The following is a 17,873-nucleotide window of genomic DNA, read 5'->3' as shown; positions in this document are numbered from 1 at the left end:
CTATGCTTTAATAATCAGGCAAGTACGGCTTTCTGCAACTCGACCAGCTGATTGATGCCGCTGCGTGCAAGCTTCATAAGAGCTGCAAACTCTTCTTCCGAAAACGGTGCGCCTTCGGCGGTGCCCTGAATTTCGACAATGCCGCCCTTGCCGGTCATCACGAAATTACTGTCGGTTTCAGCAGCTGAATCCTCTGCATAATCAAGATCAAGCACAGGCTGACCTTCATAAATACCGCAGGAAATTGCGGCAATATGATCTTTGAGCACTTTCTCAAAGCGGATCATCTGACGTGCTTCCATCCAGCGCAGGCAATCATAAAGCGCGACCCAGCCACCGGTAATTGCGGCAGTGCGCGTGCCGCCATCAGCCTGAATAACATCACAATCTACCGTAATCTGAAATTCACCCAATGCCTGAAGATCAACGACAGCTCGTAATGAGCGGCCAATCAGACGCTGGATTTCCTGTGTGCGCCCACCCTGCTTGCCTGCGGCGGCTTCACGGCGCATACGATCGCCGGTCGAACGTGGCAACATGCCATATTCTGCCGTAACCCAGCCCTTGCCCGAATTGCGCATCCAGCCCGGAACCTTTTCCTCCAGGCTTGCCGTGCAAAGAACATGGGTATCGCCGAACTTCACAAGGCAAGAGCCTTCCGCATGTTTGGAGACGCCGCGCTCAAAAGAGACGGCACGCATTTCGTCAGCAACGCGCTTGGATGGACGCATGGTATTTCCTCAATTCAATTTTCGTTGCGGCTTTTTAGGCTGGTCATGCTGGAATGGAAAGGAATTTCGTATAATCATTGAAGAGAGATGTTGAGAGAACTCTCAAAGATTTGCGCAAAGCCTTTGACGCCCCGGCTTGCTCGCTTATATTTATACTATGCAATTCAGAGGGTTCGCAGCAAGATCATGATCAAGTCACCGGAACATCAACTGCTTAATTCGCTCGATCAGCGATCGCGGGATATTTTCAGGCTGATCGTTGACAACTACCTCAATGAAGGCGACCCGGTCGGTTCGCGCAATCTGTCGCGTTTGCTGCCGCACAGCCTTTCGCCCGCAACCATTCGTAATGTGATGAGCGATCTGGAACAACTCGGCCTCATTTACGCCCCGCATATTTCTGCCGGTCGTCTTCCAACGCAAATTGGCCTGCGCTTCTTTGTCGATGCATTCATGGAAGTTGGCGATCTGCGATCCGATGAACGCTCATCCATTGAAGCCCAGGTGCGTTCGGCAGGCGCAAACAATTCTGTTGAGAGCGTGCTGACCGAGGCCAGTCAGGTTCTGTCCGGCCTTTCGCGTGGCGCAGGACTGGTGCTTGCAACCAAGGCTGAAGGTGCGCTCAAACATATTGAATTCGTGCGGCTTGAACCAACCCGGGCGCTTGCCGTTCTGGTGATGCAAAATGGCGATGTGGAAAACCGTGTCATCAATCTGCCTGCCGGAATCTCGGCCTCACAACTTGTCGAAGCCTCAAACTTCCTCAATGCGCATATTCACGGCCACACGCTCTCAGAAGCAAAATCGGAGCTGGAAAAGCTCTCGCAGGAAACCCGGCAGGAGCTTGATCAGCTCTCGCAGGAACTTGTCGAGCAAGGCATTGCAGTGTGGAGTGGTGCCGGATCCGATCAGCCGGCACGGTTGATTGTGCGTGGTCGCGCCAATCTGCTTGAGAATATTCATGCACAGGAAGATATTGAGCGCCTGCGCCATCTGTTTGATGATCTTGAAACCAAAAATGGCATGATCCAGCTTCTTGATCTGGCCGAATCGGGTTCTGGTGTGCGCATTTTTATCGGTTCGGAAAATAAACTGTTTTCGCTTTCCGGCTCATCACTGGTGGTGGCCCCCTATCGGGACAGCGAACAAAGGGTGGTTGGTGCGCTTGGCGTGATTGGTCCGACACGTCTTAATTATGCGCGTATCGTGCCAATGGTCGATTATACCGCACAAATCGTGTCGCGATTGTTGCGTTAAGTTGTCAGTCTTAACAAGGCCAACAAATTAGACCTTGATTTTAACGCCGCGAAACTCGATATCCGGCCTAAACATACTTCAAGACGGAAGAGATAAAATGGCTGATGAAAAAAACACACCGGAAACCCCCGATCTTGAGCAGCGCGATATCAACAATCCACGTGATCGTGATGCGCTGAAGCGTGCTGCCGACGATTTTCTGAAAAGTCGTAAGGCGGAGGCTCGCGCCGAGGTCGAAGAAGACGATGTTGATTCCGAAAATCTCGCTGCAAATACAATTGCTGCCCTGGAAGCCGACAATGCAGAACTGAAAGACCAGATGCTGCGTCTGGTTGCTGAAATGGAAAACCTGCGCAAGCGCACCCAGCGCGATGTTCAGGATGCACGTACCTATGCCGTAACCAATTTTGCACGTGACATGCTCTCGGTTTCCGACAATCTGCGCCGTGCACAAGAGGCAATTCCGGCAGATGCGCTGGAAAGCGACACCAACCTCAAATCACTGGCCGAAGGCGTGGAAATGACCGAACGGGCCATGTTACAGGCATTGGAACGCCATGGCGTGACCAAGCTTGATCCTGAAGGTGAAAAATTCGACCCGAACTTCCATCAAGCAATGTTCGAGGTTCCCAATACGGAATTGCCGAATAATACGGTTGTGCAGGTTGTGCAGGCAGGCTTTGCCATCGGTGAACGTGTGTTGCGTCCGGCTATGGTTGGCGTTTCAAAAGGTGGGCCAAAGGCTGCAACAGAAGCGGCACCTGAGGGTGATGCATAAGCATCATCTTTGCTCAAGACAATTCAAGAGAAAGAGCGGCGGATTCATCGCCGCTCTTTCTTTTTGTCGCTATACAGCCGAATATCGACAAAAGAGCTGGGAAGCATGAATGACAATTTTTGATTTTGCCAATTTCGCAGGCGTTTTTATCTTTGCTGCGACCGGTGCTCTTGCTGCTTCACGCCGCCAGCTTGATATTATCGGCTTTATCTTTCTTGCCAATATTACCGGAATCGGTGGCGGTACGATCCGCGATCTGCTTCTGGGCGCACCTGTGTTCTGGGTGATTGAGCCGTTTTATCTGCTGGCTGGTACATCAGCCGCCGTCATTGTCTATTTTACAGCCCATCTGGTTGAATCACGCTACCGGCTTCTGCTGTGGTGTGACGCCATCGGTATGTCCGCCTATACCGTCGTGGGGGCAGCCAAGGGACTGGCGCTCGGCTTCGGCCCATCGGTGGCAATTGTTACCGGAATTTTCACGGCAACACTTGGCGGAATCTTACGCGATATGGTGGCAGGTGAACCATCTGTGCTGATGCGGCGCGAGATCTATGTCAGTGCCGCCCTTGCCGGTGCATGTCTTTATGTCGTGCTGGCCAGCATCGGGATTGACCCGCTATTTGCAGCACTTGCTTCAGCGCTAACCGCCTTTATCGTGCGTGGCGGTGCTCTTTATTTCGGCTGGAACCTACCGGTTTATAAAAGTCGCCCCGGTCGCACCGAGGATGAGCTCAAGCGCGACCGGATTGTCAGACCTGATGAATAATCAGATAAGTTTGGCCTGTGTTGCCACAATCTTGAGATCAACCAGAGGACGCGGACCGATCTGCTGAATGATCATACCGGCTGCAAGCGATCCAAGACGCGCACAATCCTCCAGCGAACGCTCATGGGTATAACCATAGAGGAACCCTGCTGCATAAAGATCACCAGCGCCGGTCGTATCGATCAGTTCTTCAATCTCAATCGCCGGTACTTCAATCATCTGCTCAGGCGTGATGACCACCGCCCCTTTTTCAGATCGGGTGATAATTGCCAGCGGGCAATCCTTACGGATCGCATCAATTGCTTCATCAAAACTCTTTGTCTGATAGAGCGACTTGGCTTCGTCTTCATTTGCAAAAACAATATCGACCGTTTGCCCACGCATAAGATTCAGAAACTCATCGCGGTAACGATCCACACAGAACGGATCAGACAGGGTCATCGCAACCTTGCGGCCATGTTCATGGGCGATTTTGGAAGCCAGAACAATCGCCTCCTTGGCCCGTGGCGGATCCCACAAATAGCCTTCAAAATAGGTAACTTTCGCATCAGCCACCTTGGAACTCTCAACATCTTCCGGTCCCAGCTCTACGCAGGCGCCCAGATATGTGTTCATTGAGCGTTCACCGTCTTCTGTCACAAAAATCATTGAACGCGCCGTTGGCGAGCCATTCTCCAGCGGACGGGTATCAAAGGCAACGCCCTGTGCGCGAATATCATGCGCAAATACGCGCCCCAGATGATCGGTTGCCACCTTGCCAAAATAAGCAGAACGCCCGCCAAGGCTTGCAATGCCTGCTGCCGTATTGCCTGCGCTGCCGCCCGAGATTTCTGTGACCTGCCCCTTGATGCGGCTATAGAGCAATTCAGCCCGGTCGCTATCAATCAGGTTCATGGCCCCTTTGATAATGCCGTTTGTTTCGAGAAATGCGTCATCAGTGCGTGAAATAATATCGACAATGGCATTGCCAATACAAAGAACGTCGAATGTAGCCATGGTCCGGTATGGGCTCCCCTTTGATCTGTTGCCATACATTGCCTGAGTTTTTCAAACAGGAACTGACGACAGCAATGTGGGGCGGGTTTAACGCTTTGCAAGAGCTTTGACCACCCTGTTAAACCTATAGGGGGGATATTGCGAAGCCGGGATTGTATCCCTATTTTGGTGCTGTGAGATTGCGAAAGGTGGATTAAATGATCCTTGAAGCAGCATTAAAAGCTCTAAAGCGCCTTCCGACACCGGAATTTCGCTCGGTTCTATGGAAAACGCTTGGTCTGACGCTCTTGCTGCTGATCGGGTTCTGGGTGGCGATCCGACAAGTATTTTTTACTTTTGCATGGCCATGGATGGAGCAGATCCTGCCCGGCATGCCCGAATGGGCTGGATGGCTGGGTATCATCGCTGCCATTGTTGCAGGACTTGGGCTGGCTTTGGTTCTGGCACTGATGATTGCGCCTGTCACAGCGCTTGTAGCCGGTATTTTCCTTGATGACGTTGCCGATGTGGTCGAACGCGAAGATTATCCCGGCGAGCCGCAAGGGACGCCTCTTCCGCTTGGGCGCTCCATTGTGGTATCGCTCAAATTTTTAGGCGTGGTCATTCTCGGCAATATCGTAGCCCTGTTTCTGCTGTTCATACCCGGGATCAATCTGATCGCCTTTTTCGTGATCAATGCCTATCTGCTTGGCCGGGAATTTTTTGAATTTGCCGCAATGCGCTATCGCCCGGAAGCGGATGCCAAAGCGCTGCGCTCACAATATGGTGTCACAATATTTCTTGCAGGACTGCTGATTGCAGGGTTTCTGGCAATCCCGATCGTCAATCTGCTGACACCACTGTTTGCAGCCGCGCTGATGATCCACCTGCATAAAGCGATTTCGCAGCGTGAAGTTCTAAAATTGCGGCGGTAATGGAATGAGCGCTGCCGGAACATCGCAGGTTTTGCCCGGAAATTTGCAAATATCGGCCACCACGCATTTTTCGCATTCAGGCTTGCGCGCTTTGCAGGTATAGCGCCCATGCAAAATGAGCCAGTGATGAGCGTGAAACAGATATTCCTTCGGAATCACCCGCATGAGAATGGCTTCAACCGCTTCCGGTGTCTTGCCCGGCGCAAGCCCCATACGGTTGCCGATGCGTAAAACATGGGTATCGACCGCCATGGTCGAATGACCAAAAGCCATGCTCAGCACCACATTGGCAGTCTTGCGGCCAACGCCCGGCAATTTTACCAGCGCATCAAGATCATCAGGAACTTCGCCGCCATGATCCCTGATCAGTGCTTCTGACAGAAGAATGACATTCTTGGCCTTATTGCGCCAAAGGCCGATGGTGCGGATATAATGACCGAGCTTCTCCTCACCGAGGGCGAGCATTTTTTGCGGCGTATCGGCAATGGCAAACAATGCACGTGTCGCCTTGTTGACGCCCGCATCGGTTGCCTGTGCCGACAAAACCACCGCCACCAGCAATGTGAAAGCATTCACATGCTCCAGCTCACCTTTGGGTTCAGGACGCAAAATAGAAAAACGCCGGAAAATTTCGTGAATCTCATCCGCTGTGTAAAGCGTACCAGCCACGCAGCGCGGACGACGGGCGGTTGATGCAATATGTACGGGTGATTTTATTTTTGCGCTTTCCATTTTGCCATCTATAGCTGGCTCAATCTCCCAAAAACAGGCCACAGCTTGACGCAGCGAGAGCATTTCCACATAGGTTGACGGCTTTTGCCTGCCTCCCGTCTGATTTATGATGTCGTGACAGGAATCGGGTTTCGGCTCTTGAAGTTGGGCTTTTCACAAGCCATATCAGTTGAGTGAAAGATACGCCGCAAGGGTTCTTTCCATAACCGGTCGCTTCGATAAGGACTGATGCAATGACACGAATGACACCGTTTTCGAGCCCGCTATTGCTCGGATTCGATACAATGGAAAAGACACTGGAACGGATTGCCAAATCTGGTGAGGGCTACCCGCCCTATAATATCGAGCGTTTACACGGCGAAACAGGCTCTGAACGCCTGCGCATCACGCTTGCTGTTGCGGGTTTTGCCAGCGACGACCTCGAAGTCATGACGGAAAACAATCAGCTTGTTATCCGTGGACGCCAGACCGATGATACTGAACGTGAATTTCTGCATCGCGGCATTGCTGCGCGTCAGTTTCAGCGTGTTTTTGTTCTGGCTGATGGCATGCGGGTAATTGCCTGCGATCTGAAAAACGGCCTTCTGGCAATCGATCTTGATCGGCCTGAACCGGAACGGCTGATCAAACGTATCAATATAGCGGTCAAGGACTGATCCCGGTTCAGCCTGGGTTCAGATAAGAATTGCTATAGGAATTTATTAAGCTCTTAAGCGCCATGATCGCAAATGATATGCCACCAGTGTGGCGAATCTGAAATTCGCATCACTTTGGAGCAGGGCTTTGATCGAATTTCAGATTCAAAGCCACACTAGCAAATTATTGAATCTAGTGTGGTTTACGGATTTGAAGTTCCTAAACGTGGATGCCATGTTACTGATAGAAACTTCAAATCCACCACACTAGAACGGAGGCTACAATTATGAACAGACATATTCTCACTGATCATGAATTCGCGCATCTGGGTGAAGGTGAACTGGCTTATGTGCGCAAGATCAGGTCTGATGACCTTTCCCGCACCTTCCCTGCTCTTCCCCCCATTGCACCCGGCCTTGAGCTATGGGCCCTGTTTGGCGCAAATGGCGAACCGATTGTGCTCTCCGATGTGCGGGCCACGGCCTTGCAGGGCGCACATGAACATGAGTTGCGCACAGTGACGCTACAGTGACAGTGCTTCCCTGCTTGAACAGGTAAAAGAAAGGCCGCCGTTCTCCCCGAAACGGCGGCCTTTCTCATTTCAACTTTGCTTCAGGCAGCGTTAGTCGCCGGCTGTTCTTTCAAAAATGAATAAAGAGCCTGCGCATCATGGGTACCACGCAGCTTGGCGAGCGTATCCGCATCGCGCAGCATACGTGCAATCCGCGACAATGCTTTCAGGTGGTCAGCGCCTGCATTTTCCGGTGCCAGAAGCAGGAAAACAAGATCAACAGGCTGATCATCCAGTGCTTCAAAATCCACTGGCGTTTCCAGGCGCGCAAAAATTCCGGCAATCTTATCAATACTCGTAAGCTTACCATGTGGAATGGCAACGCCATTACCGACACCGGTTGAGCCAAGGCGTTCGCGCTGAAGAATCGTTTCAAAAACTTCACGCTCAGGGAGACCGGTCAGTTCCGCAGCCTTTTCAGACAAAATCTGCAAAAGCTGTTTTTTGGAGCTGGCTTTCAACGCAGGGATAATCGCCCCTGGCTGAATAAGATCACTAAGATCCATTCTCTCCGTTCCTTCTTCAATCAGGCCACTCAAGACCCGGTTTAGGGAAGCGCACGACAGCATCCACTGCGTGCGCTTCAGGTTTGCCGTCAGGCCCGTGGCGCAGACTGGCGGGTCACTGTCGATGGATCGACCCAGCCAATATTTCCGTCCGCACGACGGTAGACGATATTAACTTCATCATTGCCTGCATTGCGGAATACCAGAACCGGATTTTCTATCAGGTCAAGTTCCACAACTGCCGACGCCACCGAAAGGGTGCGAAGAGCAACAGATGATTCCGCAACGATAGTCGGCGCGTAATCAACCGGAAGGTCCTCCTCTTCTTCCGGAAGCGGTGCCATAACACGATATGCCACATCATCATAGATCGCATTTGGTGCAGTGGCCGGACGCGATTTCAGGCGGCGCTTGTAACGGCGCAACCGGGTTTCAATCTTGTCAGCCGCCGCATCGAATGCCAATTGCGGGTCCTGCGCTTCTCCGGTGCTCTGAAGAGTGGCACCACTATCGAGATGCAAGGTGCAATCCGCACTATAGCGCGATCCGGACTTGGTGACCGTTACCTGCCCGGAAAAGCCATGATCAAAATATTTGCCGACTGCCTCATTAACCCGATCAATGATCCGGGTCGTAAAAGCTTCACCGACGTCCATATGCTTTCCAGATACACGCAGAGTCATTTGGTACACCTCATTTGCGTTACACAACAGGACGCAGTTTAACCATATGGTGAGCGAAGCGCAAAGTGAACCAACATCAAATTTGCTTTCATCCTGCGCTTATTTCATCCACATCTCATGCTATCGGGAAAAGTGTCGAAATACCCCGTCAAAGCACTGCCTGTTGCACATCGCAACGAAGGTCGGGCTTCTATTGACCAAAACGTAAAATGTCAATCACAGCTTTTGACAGCCATTTTCATAATCAGCGAGCAGCCAGCCTGGCTTTTTTCTCACGCCGGCGCTGGACTGATGAAGCAATATTCATTGATTCCCTGTATTTCGCGACGGTCCTGCGTGCAATATCGACACCGTCTTTTTTCAGCGCGTCGACAATTGCATCATCTGACAGGACATCATCAGATTTTTCCGCGTCGATCATCTGACGAATACGATGTCGCACACTTTCCGATGAATGCGCATCGCCGCCCTCAGACGAGGCGATAGAGGCATTGAAGAAATAACGCAGTTCAAACACCCCACGCGATGTTGCCATGAACTTGTTGGCTGTCACGCGGCTGATGGTTGATTCATGCATTCCGACCGCATCTGCAACCATGCGTAAATTCAGCGGTTTGAGACAAGTGACGCCATCGCGCAAAAAACCATCCTGCTGCCGCACGATCTCCTGTGCAACTTTGAGAATCGTTCGTGCCCGCTGATCAAGACTGCGCACCAGCCAGCTGGCCGATTGCATGCAGTCAGACAGAAAAGCTTTTTCCTCCGCCTTCACCGAAGGGCTGACTTGCGCATAATATTCGTTATTCACGATCAATCGTGGCATCGCCTCGGGATTAAGCTCAATCGCCCAGCCGCCATCGCTTGCAGAAGATACCAGCACATCAGGCGTGATCACATCAGCAACCATTACTTCGAACTGCGTAGCGGGCTTGGGGTCAAGCGCCCTTATTTCACCAAGCATATCAAGAAGATCGGATTGATCGACGCCGCACAGTTTTTTAAGTGTTACAAAATCCCTTCGTGCCAATAATTCAAGATTGTCGATCAATGCAGCCATGGCCGGATCATAGCGATCTTTCAGACGAAGCTGGATCGCCAGACATTCGCGAAGATCACGGGCAAAAATACCCGCCGGATCAAAGGTCTGAACCTCTTGCAACACACGCTCGACATGGGCGGTCTCAACGCCCATGTTTTGTGCAAGCAATGATGTATCAGCACGCAGATAGCCGCTTTCATCCAGTGCATCGGCAAGCGCAGTGGCGATAAAACGATCTGCTGTGTCGCTGAATGACAAGGCAATCTGCTCGGCAATATGCGCGCTCAAAGACGGACGACTTGCGGTGAGCTGATCAATATCATAGCTGCCCCCGACACCGGAACTCTCTCCCCCTGTCGTTTTCCACTGAGGGTCGAGCATCGTACCGGCATTGTCTGATCTGCCGGGATCATCGGGAAAAATATTTTCCAATGAACTGTCAAAAGTCGATGAAAGATTTTGTGCGTCAGTAACGGTATCTGTCTTGAACCAGTCCTCATCCGACGAGGATTCTACCACTTCACTGCTATCACCAGCCGTTTCAATCTCAGCAAAGTCATCATTTGCGGCTTCGACCCTGTCCAGAAGCGGATTTTTCTCGATCTCAATGTCGATAAATTGCTCCAGCTCGATATGCGTCATCTGCAACAGCTTGATGGACTGCATCAATTGCGGCGTCATCACCAGCGATTGCGATTGACGAAAATCAAGCTTTGGCGACAGAGCCATTCGGTATGTATCCCCCATTTCCCCGACAGCAATTGAGCTGGCACGCCGCATGATTCTAAATTATTTTCAATTAGGGCGAGCAGGATATCAAAACTGGTATGAACCTTGCTTGTCAATTCTGAATGTGCATTTTTCTCATAAAAGAGGAAAAGAGTCGCAAAAAAGACGCGGCTCTTGAAACAGCCGTCGCGAAATATTCAGAAAAAAAGAAAAGCGGTTGCCGGCTCTTCAGGGTCAGGACCTAGAAAGCTGAGATGATCAGAGCGTAAACTGATCACCAAGATAAAGCCTGCGCACGTCAGGATTGGCAACAATTTCAGCCGGGCGGCCATGGGTCAACACCTGACCTGCGTGAATAATATAGGCGCGATCAATCAGGCCAAGCGTCTCGCGCACATTATGATCCGTGATCAAAACCCCGATACCGCGGCTGGTCAAATGACGGACAAGTTGCTGAATATCAGAAACCGCAATTGGATCAACGCCTGCAAAAGGTTCATCAAGCAGCATGAAATTGGGGCGTGAGGCCAGCGCACGGGCAATTTCGAGACGGCGACGCTCACCACCTGAAAGCGAAATTGCAGCCGCCTTGCGCAGATGCGAAATATGAAATTCTTCAAGAAGCGCATCAAGTTCCATTGCACGCTTCTTGCGGTCCTTTTCGACCACTTCCAGCACGGCCTTGATGTTATTTTCAACCGACAGGCCACGAAAAATCGAAGCTTCCTGCGGCAGATAACCAATACCAAGCCGTGAGCGACGATACATCGGCATGGAGGTTACATCAAAACCATCAATTTCAATCGAACCGGCATCAGCCGGAACAAGTCCAGTCACCATATAGAAACAGGTTGTTTTGCCGGCACCATTTGGCCCGAGAATACCGACAGCTTCGCCAGCACGCACACCAAATGAAACGCCATTGACGACCTGCCGTCCACGATAGCTCTTGCAAAGCCCACGTGCCACCAGAGTTCCCTTAAGGCGTGTTTCCTTGCCCGGTTGCGACGGCATCATACCATCGACGGCTGATGAAGCAGCACTTTCAGAGACGGCCTGCGGCTCGTCGGTTTTCCTGTTCCAGAACAATCCCACCCGCGCTCCGATTATTTCGACTTGGGCGCGGCACCGCCCTGCTGTTGGTCCTTGGGCGACATGATGATTGATACACGACCCTTGCTCTGGCCATTGCTCTGGCCCTTGCAGCTTTCAAGAAAAGCCTTGCCCGTCCCCATATTGGCGGTCAGCTTGCAGCCGGTGGCCACATTATCACCATCGGTCATGACGACTTTCTGGCCATGCAACACCATGACCTGGCTTTTGCCGTCATAAGTGCCCGTATCGCCGGTCGCAACCTGGGTGCCGGATTTCAGATAAACCTTGCCGCTGATTTCAAGGCGATCAATGCCTGCGCCACTCAAGCCCGCAGTGCCGCCAGCGGGTTTACCATCCTCGCCTTGGGCATCCTTGTTATAAAAGACAATCATCTTGCCCGTTTTCAACAGCGCATCGCCCTGCACGACGGAAACATTGCCGGTGAAAATGGCCTTGCCTTCCTTGTCGAGCATTTCAAGCTTGTCTGCATCAATCTTGATTGGATTTTTGCCATCGGAAAGCTTGAGGCTGCCAAATGGAACCTGCTGGCTATCCTGAGCCATCGCAGAAACCGGTGCAACAACGAGACCAAGCGCCAAAGCTGCAAATCCCATCCGCAAAATGCGAGTCTTCATGCTTTTGTTCATCGTGCCCGTCTCGCGTTCCATCGCTTGTACTTCCCCCAAAGACCCCACCTCGGGGTCAGGTCCAGCGCAATCTATAATCACCTGACGCATAAACGGTTCTGAAAAGTCGATCAACCTCTCATAACCAAAGTTCAGGCAAAGGTCAGTCACAGATCAGGTCGGAAACTGACCTTGATCCAAGGGTCTGGACCCTAAACATAATGCAGCCAGACAGGAATATCTGACTGCGTATAAAACAAATAGCCATCAGCCAAAAAGCGCAACAAAAAGCTGCGCTGCTTTTCAGCACTTATCCAGCACGATCATTTTCAGGCTTTTTTTCACCTGAAACTGTATCACCGTCAATAACGACATGCACCTTATCCTCAAAGATGACAACCTTGCCACTTTCTTTGATCTGCATGCTCTGGGCACTGATCTGTGTGCTGCCATTGCGAATATCAACAGGCTTATCTGTTGTTACCTGTCCGCTTTTCAGATTAACATCCGCATTGCTCATCACGGCATGCAGGCCTTCGTCGGTGGTAACAGTAAAATCCTTATCAAGTTGCAAACGGCCATTCGCATTATCGTAAACGCCGGAGGTTGCTTCAATTTTTGCGCTTCCCTTGTCACCGACTGGCAATTGCGCCGAAATGCCTTCCAGCGCAATCGAACCGCTGTTTTTGGCGTCCTGCACGGCTTTTGCCGCAATCATTGAATAGGGGCGATTATCCTTGGTATAGCCGTTGAGCTGCGGATTGCTCATAACAAGCTTCCCGCTCTCGCCGCCATTATTCACCTCGACTTTAACCGGCGCAGATGGAGTGGCAAGAAATGTATACCATGAAAACACAGCTCCAACCATGATAGCTGCAACAGGCAAGGCGGTTTTGAGCACACGCACCCGCACAGAATGGCGCTGCGCGGCCCTAAACATAGACGCCGCCTTTTCAGACGCTCCAAAATGCATGCCAGCGCCAGCGGAAGCCGAAATGGCCACGCCCTGCGAAACATGAATATGTGGTGTGTCAGCGCTCATGGTCTTCTTTGGTTACTCTACATCATCAAATCTGGCTATATTGCCAAAGCGTTTAACAAATCTTCCTGAATGAATATTATCGCCTGATATTTTCATCCAGAGCTACTGCAATCAGCCCAAGCTGTTTGAGGTTCAAGTTATTTGAGGCCCCAGCTATTTAAGACCAATATGTTTTATTTGGGGTGCATTAGCCTGACACTCAAGACGAATATACGACACATAACATCGCACCTGCCATGCAAAATTGCTGCAACAGCCAGAAAAACCGGAAAAAAGGCCCTTTTTTCGGGTTTTCAGAAAAACACTTTCTCGATCAAATCCTTGTTAACACATGTTTGTATTTTGTTATAGCAGCCTCTTCATGGCAGCAAATTGTGCAAAGTACTTGCCGCGCAGCACCATTCCAGTTCATACATGCGCTATATTGATAGTATTTTTAAAACTGGATGGACCGAATGGCTCAAGATGCCGAAGCGCTGATCGAAAGACGCAAACTGCGCAGAAAGCTCACCATATGGCGGGTCGCATTTCTGCTTCTACTGGCAGGATTGATCGCCGCAATCACTTTCTATTCCATGCGTGGCCCGGATTTTGCGGCATCCCATGTTGCGAAAGTGCGCATAGAAGGCACCATTTTTGAAAATGAAGAACTTCTCAAGCGCCTTAACAAAATTGCAGATGATGATGCAGTCAAAGCCGTAATCCTCATTGTTGATTCTCCCGGCGGCACCACGGTCGGCGGCGAAACCATTTATGAAGCCGTTCGTAAGATTGCCAAAAAGAAGCCCGTCGTGACGCAGGTTGGCACGTTGGCAGCCTCTGCCGGCTATATGATTGCCAGCGGGTCGGATCATATCATCGCACATCAGGCGTCTATTGTTGGTTCAATCGGCGTCTTGTTTCAGTATCCCGATCTTTCTAAACTGCTCGATACGGTCGGTGTGAAGATTGAAACCATCAAATCTTCACCACTCAAGGCAGAGCCGAATTATTTCAGCCCGGCCAGCGAGGAAGCCAAGGCCATGATCCGCAGCATGATCATGGATTCCTATGACTGGTTTGTCGGAATTGTGCAGGAGCGCCGTTCTTTCACGCATGAAGAAGCGCTTGCACTTGCCAATGGCGCTGTCTTTACCGGGCGTCAGGCGCTTGAGAAAAAGCTGATCGATGGACTTGGCGGAGAAGAAGAAGCTGTTGCGTGGCTGACATCCAAGGGTATTTCAAAGGATCTGCCAAAACTGGAATGGAAACCGGTCAGCAGCGAGACCGGTTTTTCCCTGCGCGATCTCATTATTCATGCCGGTGCAAAATTTCTGGGCTTGCCTCAGGAAGCCAATGGATTACTGAATGAGATCGCAAAAGATCGTATCTTCCTTGACGGACTTCTCTCCGTTTGGCACGTTGACGGAACGCCGGGCGCCAAACCCGGCAAATAATTTCAGTCCTTTCATCGGACAACAAACCACAGGGGTTTAAAGCCGTGATAAAATCGGAACTCGTTCAGATTATTGCCAGCCGCAATCCACATCTTTTCCAACGCGATGTCGAAAACATCGTTGGCGCGGTTTTTGACGAAATCACCAATGCCCTTGCCGAGGGAAACCGCGTCGAGCTTCGTGGTTTTGGTGCATTTTCGGTGAAAAACCGCCCTGCCCGCAGCGGACGCAATCCACGTACCGGCGACACGGTGGAAGTTGAAGAAAAGTGGGTGCCTTTCTTCAAGACGGGTAAGGAACTGCGCGACCGTCTCAACGGTGCTATCTGATCCGTCATGGCTGCAAAACGCATTGTAACAATTGTCATTTTTGTACCGCTGGCGATTATCCTGATCGCCCTGTCGGTGGCCAATCGTCAATCGATTGGCCTGACGATTGACCCATTCAACCCCGGAAATCCGGCGCTGACCTATCAGGCTCCGCTGTTCATATGGCTGTTTGGTGCGCTTATTCTTGGCGCCCTGATCGGCGCTGCTGTCACATGGCTGGCGCAGGGCAAGCATCGCCGCCGCAATCGTGCATATAAAAAGGAAACCTCGCAGCTTCTCGATCGGGCAGAAACTGCCGAAAAACGCCATGCTTCCGGTCCTCTCACCAAGGTCTGATTGCGACTTTTTGTTTTTTCACTTTCGTTCTGAGTTCATTTGCCATACCTAACCCCTAAATAATTTACGGAGTTTCGGGTGAAGGCGCCAAAAGGAAAAGGCAAAAAGCCAACAGGCGGTAAAGAGCAGCGCGGTTCAGGCCGCGCTAGACATGAGGAACCGCGCTCAGTTGCAAGACAGGGAAACAAGCCTGACGACAAAGGCTCGTTCTTCAAAAAGCCGCGTCCGCAATTTGCCAAAGCACCTCAAAAACTGGCTGAAGAAAAGCAAATTGCGGCCCCTCAACGCATAATCAAAGCCTATGATGGTGAGCGTCCCGACGAGCATGCGCCGGTTATTCTCGAAACTGCGCCGTCGGATGATTATGCCTTGCTCGACAGTGGCGATGGTCTCAAGCTCGAACAATATGGTCCCTATCGCATCATCCGCCCGGAAGGTCAGGCCATCTGGCTCCCAAGTCTTGCAAAAAGCGAATGGGACAAGGCCGATGCAGTCTTTACCGGCAATACCGATGAAGAAGGCATGGGACGCTGGGCGTTTCCAAAAATTCCGCAGGGTGAAACGCTGGGCGAAACATGGCATATGCAGCATGACGGCATTGCATTTCATGGCCGTTTCACCTCGTTCCGCCATGTCGGTGTTTTCCCGGAACAGGCAGCGCACTGGTCCTATATGGACAGGCTCATCCGTGATGCAGCGCAATCAGGCCGTAGCGTGAAAGTGCTCAATCTGTTCGGCTATACAGGGGTTGCCTCTCTTGTAGCTGCAAGGGCAGGTGCCGAAGTCACCCATGTTGATGCTTCCAAAAAATCAATCGTCTGGGCGCGTGAAAATCAGGAAATGGCCGGACTTTCCGACAAGCCAATCCGCTGGATCTGCGAAGATGCGATGAAATTCGTGGCCCGTGAAGAGCGCCGCGGAAACAGCTATGACATTATCCTGCTTGACCCGCCCGCCTATGGCCGTGGTCCGAACGGTGAAGTCTGGCAATTGTTCGAGCATCTGCCAGCAATGGTCGATACGTGTCGCGCAATTCTTTCGCCAAAAGCTTTGGCTGTCATTCTGACCGCCTATTCGATCCGCGCTTCCTTCTTCGCCATTCACGAGCTGGTCCGCGACCGTTTCACGGGCCTTGGCGGAACGGTCGAATCGGGCGAACTTATTCTTCGCGAACGTGCCTCAAAACGTGCACTTTCCACTTCCATGTTCAGCCGCTGGGTAGCAAAATGAGCCGAAACGACGAAATCTCCAGAAGCGGCAATAATCAGAGCGGGTCACGCGTGGGTCAGGTAAAGGAAGTCACCAGCCTGACCAATCCGATTGTCAAAGACCTGCGTTCGCTGGCGCTGAAAAAATATCGCGATCAGCAGGGCGTATTTCTGGCCGAAGGTCTGAAACTCGTGATTGATGCCTTTGAGCAGGACTGGCGCATCAGGACACTGGTATTTGCCAAGTCGGCCAAGGGCAACAAGATGGTCGAGCAGGTTGCGGCCCGTACATTTGCCAAGGGCGGACTGGTGCTGGAAGTCACCGAAAAAATCATGGCTGCCATCACAAGACGCGATAATCCGCAGATGGTGGTTGGCGTTTTTGAACAGCAATATCAGCCGCTTTCAGATCTCAGGCCAAAGGGCAATGATGTTTACATCGCCCTTGATCGTGTGCGCGATCCGGGCAATCTGGGCACGGTCATCCGCACTGCTGATGCGGTTGGTGCCAAAGGCGTGATCCTGATCGGCGACACCACCGACCCCTATTCTTTGGAAACCGTTCGCGCTACCATGGGATCGGTTTTCTCGATGCCACTCTATAAGGCAACGGAAACGGATTTTCTCAACTGGCGAAAAGGTTTTTCCGGGCTTCTGGTTGGCACACATCTTAAAGGTGCTGTTGATTATCGCACCATTCCCTATGCCAAAAAGCCGGTCATCCTCATGATGGGCAATGAGCAGCAGGGGCTGCCGGATAATCTGGCCGAAAGCTGTGACAAGCTTGCGCGTATTCCGCAGGCGGGCCGGGCTGATTCGCTTAATCTCGCGATTGCTACCGGCGTCATGCTTTATGAAATTCGCCGTGAAGCACTCACTCTTGATGAAAGGTCCAGCGGATGAAGCGCCATGCGGTTATGTCGTCGTTTCTCGTTGTCATTATCGCTGTGATTCTTGATCAGGGCATCAAATATCTGGTCGAAACCCGCATGGGCTACGGCCAGCAAATTGATATTCTGCCGTTTCTCGCGCTGTTCCGCACCCATAATGAAGGCATTGCCTTCTCGATGCTGGCATGGCTGCATGACTGGGGACTGGTTGCGATCACCGCAGCAGTTATTGTTTTCGTACTTTATCTGTGGTGGACAAACCCGGTCAATCGTATCTTTGCCCGCTATGGTTTTGCGCTTGTGGTGGGTGGCGCCATCGGCAATCTCATCGACCGCGTGATGAATGGCTATGTGGTTGATTATATCCTCTTCCACCTGCCTGCGTGGTCATTTGCCGTTTTCAATCTGGCTGACACCTTCATCACTATTGGTGCTGCACTGATCATTCTGGAAGAATTTCTGGGCTGGCGACGTGAAAAGGCCATGCATTAGAACCCTATTAAATAGCCCTGCTGAAGCTCTTGATCGCACAAATTCTTTGTCATAGTTTGCATATTAATTTTAACAGTT

At 51.4% G+C, this 17,873-nt stretch carries 21 protein-coding genes; 12 read left to right on the top strand and 9 right to left on the bottom strand.

From position 1 onward, the window contains the following. Positions 1–14 precede the first annotated feature (14 nt). Positions 15–731 (bottom strand): ribonuclease PH, encoded by a 717-nt coding sequence (gene rph, locus FHY56_RS09585; RefSeq protein ID WP_140904940.1) that lies wholly within the window; start codon positions 729–731, stop codon positions 15–17. A 186-nt stretch (positions 732–917) separates the two neighbouring features. On the opposite strand from rph, the gene hrcA reads away from it, so the two are divergent. From hrcA to FHY56_RS09570, 3 genes are all read left to right on the top strand, one after another. Then, on the top strand, positions 918–1,988 hold the full coding sequence (gene hrcA, locus FHY56_RS09580) for a heat-inducible transcriptional repressor HrcA (protein ID WP_140904939.1): 1,071 nt from the start codon (positions 918–920) through the stop codon (positions 1,986–1,988). A gap of 97 nt (positions 1,989–2,085) precedes the next feature. Next, on the top strand, positions 2,086–2,766 hold the full coding sequence (gene grpE / locus FHY56_RS09575; RefSeq protein ID WP_140904938.1) for a nucleotide exchange factor GrpE: 681 nt from the start codon (positions 2,086–2,088) through the stop codon (positions 2,764–2,766). 109 nt (positions 2,767–2,875) lie between these two features. Then, positions 2,876–3,535 (top strand): trimeric intracellular cation channel family protein, encoded by a 660-nt coding sequence (locus FHY56_RS09570; RefSeq protein ID WP_140904937.1) that lies wholly within the window; start codon positions 2,876–2,878, stop codon positions 3,533–3,535. Here the strand turns inward: FHY56_RS09570 and FHY56_RS09565 are convergent, their stop codons facing one another. Beyond that, the gene (locus FHY56_RS09565; RefSeq protein ID WP_140904936.1) at positions 3,536–4,531 is read right to left on the bottom strand and encodes an adenosine kinase; all 996 of its coding nucleotides are present in this window, start codon (positions 4,529–4,531) and stop codon (positions 3,536–3,538) included. It abuts the gene before it with no gap. A gap of 197 nt (positions 4,532–4,728) precedes the next feature. On the opposite strand from FHY56_RS09565, the gene FHY56_RS09560 reads away from it, so the two are divergent. Then, the gene (locus tag FHY56_RS09560; RefSeq protein WP_140904935.1) at positions 4,729–5,445 is read left to right on the top strand and encodes a sulfate transporter family protein; all 717 of its coding nucleotides are present in this window, start codon (positions 4,729–4,731) and stop codon (positions 5,443–5,445) included. Here FHY56_RS09560 and nth read toward each other — a convergent pair. Continuing rightward, on the bottom strand, positions 5,428–6,177 hold the full coding sequence (nth, locus tag FHY56_RS09555; RefSeq protein WP_140904934.1) for an endonuclease III: 750 nt from the start codon (positions 6,175–6,177) through the stop codon (positions 5,428–5,430). The two genes, FHY56_RS09560 and nth, sit on opposite strands and share 18 nt — an antisense overlap. Before the next feature lie 233 nt (positions 6,178–6,410). Between nth and FHY56_RS09550 the strand changes: the two genes are divergently transcribed. Beyond that, the gene (locus FHY56_RS09550) at positions 6,411–6,833 is read left to right on the top strand and encodes an Hsp20 family protein (RefSeq protein ID WP_140904933.1); all 423 of its coding nucleotides are present in this window, start codon (positions 6,411–6,413) and stop codon (positions 6,831–6,833) included. A gap of 266 nt (positions 6,834–7,099) precedes the next feature. Then, positions 7,100–7,345 (top strand): BQ00720 family protein, encoded by a 246-nt coding sequence (locus FHY56_RS09545; RefSeq protein WP_140904932.1) that lies wholly within the window; start codon positions 7,100–7,102, stop codon positions 7,343–7,345. 80 nt (positions 7,346–7,425) lie between these two features. On the opposite strand, the gene ptsN is transcribed toward FHY56_RS09545, so the two are convergent. The 6 genes from ptsN to lptC form a co-directional block, all read right to left on the bottom strand. Then, the gene (gene ptsN / locus FHY56_RS09540; RefSeq protein WP_140904931.1) at positions 7,426–7,890 is read right to left on the bottom strand and encodes a PTS IIA-like nitrogen regulatory protein PtsN; all 465 of its coding nucleotides are present in this window, start codon (positions 7,888–7,890) and stop codon (positions 7,426–7,428) included. A gap of 89 nt (positions 7,891–7,979) precedes the next feature. Continuing rightward, a complete protein-coding gene (hpf, locus tag FHY56_RS09535) occupies positions 7,980–8,573 on the bottom strand; it encodes a ribosome hibernation-promoting factor, HPF/YfiA family (protein ID WP_140904930.1) in 594 nt (197 codons plus the stop codon). Between the two features lie 244 nt (positions 8,574–8,817). Next, positions 8,818–10,341 carry an RNA polymerase factor sigma-54 gene (gene rpoN, locus FHY56_RS09530; RefSeq protein ID WP_140904929.1) on the bottom strand — a complete coding sequence of 508 codons (1,524 nt, stop codon included), beginning with the start codon at positions 10,339–10,341 and terminating at the stop codon, positions 8,818–8,820. A gap of 258 nt (positions 10,342–10,599) precedes the next feature. Beyond that, positions 10,600–11,436, bottom strand: coding sequence for an LPS export ABC transporter ATP-binding protein (gene lptB, locus FHY56_RS09525; protein ID WP_140904928.1), 837 nt, complete (start codon positions 11,434–11,436; stop codon positions 10,600–10,602). An 11-nt stretch (positions 11,437–11,447) separates the two neighbouring features. Beyond that, positions 11,448–12,104 (bottom strand): LptA/OstA family protein, encoded by a 657-nt coding sequence (locus FHY56_RS09520; protein WP_140904927.1) that lies wholly within the window; start codon positions 12,102–12,104, stop codon positions 11,448–11,450. A gap of 268 nt (positions 12,105–12,372) precedes the next feature. Then, positions 12,373–13,104 carry an LPS export ABC transporter periplasmic protein LptC gene (gene lptC, locus FHY56_RS09515; RefSeq protein ID WP_140904926.1) on the bottom strand — a complete coding sequence of 244 codons (732 nt, stop codon included), beginning with the start codon at positions 13,102–13,104 and terminating at the stop codon, positions 12,373–12,375. Positions 13,105–13,559: 455 nt separating this feature from the next. Between lptC and sppA the strand changes: the two genes are divergently transcribed. The 6 genes from sppA (at position 13,560) to lspA (ending at position 17,795) form a co-directional block, all read left to right on the top strand. After that, the gene (gene sppA, locus FHY56_RS09510) at positions 13,560–14,540 is read left to right on the top strand and encodes a signal peptide peptidase SppA (RefSeq protein WP_140904925.1); all 981 of its coding nucleotides are present in this window, start codon (positions 13,560–13,562) and stop codon (positions 14,538–14,540) included. Between the two features lie 44 nt (positions 14,541–14,584). After that, a complete protein-coding gene (locus FHY56_RS09505; RefSeq protein WP_140904924.1) occupies positions 14,585–14,869 on the top strand; it encodes an integration host factor subunit beta in 285 nt (94 codons plus the stop codon). Between the two features lie 6 nt (positions 14,870–14,875). Then, positions 14,876–15,205, top strand: a complete 330-nt coding sequence (locus tag FHY56_RS09500; RefSeq protein WP_140904923.1) for a lipopolysaccharide assembly protein LapA domain-containing protein — start codon at positions 14,876–14,878, stop codon at positions 15,203–15,205. A gap of 78 nt (positions 15,206–15,283) precedes the next feature. Then, a complete protein-coding gene (locus FHY56_RS09495; protein ID WP_140904922.1) occupies positions 15,284–16,435 on the top strand; it encodes a class I SAM-dependent methyltransferase in 1,152 nt (383 codons plus the stop codon). After that, entirely contained in the window at positions 16,432–17,316 is an 885-nt protein-coding gene (locus FHY56_RS09490; protein ID WP_140904921.1) for a TrmH family RNA methyltransferase, read from the top strand. The genes FHY56_RS09495 and FHY56_RS09490 overlap by 4 nt, the downstream gene beginning before the upstream one ends. Further along, positions 17,313–17,795 (top strand): signal peptidase II, encoded by a 483-nt coding sequence (lspA, locus tag FHY56_RS09485; protein WP_140904920.1) that lies wholly within the window; start codon positions 17,313–17,315, stop codon positions 17,793–17,795. The genes FHY56_RS09490 and lspA overlap by 4 nt, the downstream gene beginning before the upstream one ends. Positions 17,796–17,873: the final 78 nt, after the last annotated feature.

It is taken from the genome of Brucella gallinifaecis, assembly GCF_006476605.1.
Taxonomy (GTDB): domain Bacteria; phylum Pseudomonadota; class Alphaproteobacteria; order Rhizobiales; family Rhizobiaceae; genus Brucella; species Brucella gallinifaecis.
The sequence above is the reverse complement of the archived record's forward strand: the minus strand, read 5'-3'. Positions and strand labels throughout refer to the sequence as shown.

Bases quoted from the DNA above. Each gene is read 5' to 3' on its own strand.
- rph (WP_140904940.1), bottom strand. From the start codon at position 731: ATGCGTCCATCCAAGCGCGTTGCTGACGAAATGCGTGCCGTCTCTTTT.
- hrcA (WP_140904939.1), top strand. From the start codon at position 918: ATGATCAAGTCACCGGAACATCAACTGCTTAATTCGCTCGATCAGCGA.
- grpE (WP_140904938.1), top strand. From the start codon at position 2,086: ATGGCTGATGAAAAAAACACACCGGAAACCCCCGATCTTGAGCAGCGC.
- FHY56_RS09570 (WP_140904937.1), top strand. From the start codon at position 2,876: ATGACAATTTTTGATTTTGCCAATTTCGCAGGCGTTTTTATCTTTGCT.
- FHY56_RS09565 (WP_140904936.1), bottom strand. From the start codon at position 4,531: ATGGCTACATTCGACGTTCTTTGTATTGGCAATGCCATTGTCGATATT.
- FHY56_RS09560 (WP_140904935.1), top strand. From the start codon at position 4,729: ATGATCCTTGAAGCAGCATTAAAAGCTCTAAAGCGCCTTCCGACACCG.
- nth (WP_140904934.1), bottom strand. From the start codon at position 6,177: ATGGAAAGCGCAAAAATAAAATCACCCGTACATATTGCATCAACCGCC.
- FHY56_RS09550 (WP_140904933.1), top strand. From the start codon at position 6,411: ATGACACGAATGACACCGTTTTCGAGCCCGCTATTGCTCGGATTCGAT.
- FHY56_RS09545 (WP_140904932.1), top strand. From the start codon at position 7,100: ATGAACAGACATATTCTCACTGATCATGAATTCGCGCATCTGGGTGAA.
- ptsN (WP_140904931.1), bottom strand. From the start codon at position 7,890: ATGGATCTTAGTGATCTTATTCAGCCAGGGGCGATTATCCCTGCGTTG.
- hpf (WP_140904930.1), bottom strand. From the start codon at position 8,573: ATGACTCTGCGTGTATCTGGAAAGCATATGGACGTCGGTGAAGCTTTT.
- rpoN (WP_140904929.1), bottom strand. From the start codon at position 10,341: ATGGCTCTGTCGCCAAAGCTTGATTTTCGTCAATCGCAATCGCTGGTG.
- FHY56_RS09520 (WP_140904927.1), bottom strand. From the start codon at position 12,104: ATGGAACGCGAGACGGGCACGATGAACAAAAGCATGAAGACTCGCATT.
- lptC (WP_140904926.1), bottom strand. From the start codon at position 13,104: ATGAGCGCTGACACACCACATATTCATGTTTCGCAGGGCGTGGCCATT.
- sppA (WP_140904925.1), top strand. From the start codon at position 13,560: ATGGCTCAAGATGCCGAAGCGCTGATCGAAAGACGCAAACTGCGCAGA.
- FHY56_RS09500 (WP_140904923.1), top strand. From the start codon at position 14,876: ATGGCTGCAAAACGCATTGTAACAATTGTCATTTTTGTACCGCTGGCG.
- FHY56_RS09490 (WP_140904921.1), top strand. From the start codon at position 16,432: ATGAGCCGAAACGACGAAATCTCCAGAAGCGGCAATAATCAGAGCGGG.
- lspA (WP_140904920.1), top strand. From the start codon at position 17,313: ATGAAGCGCCATGCGGTTATGTCGTCGTTTCTCGTTGTCATTATCGCT.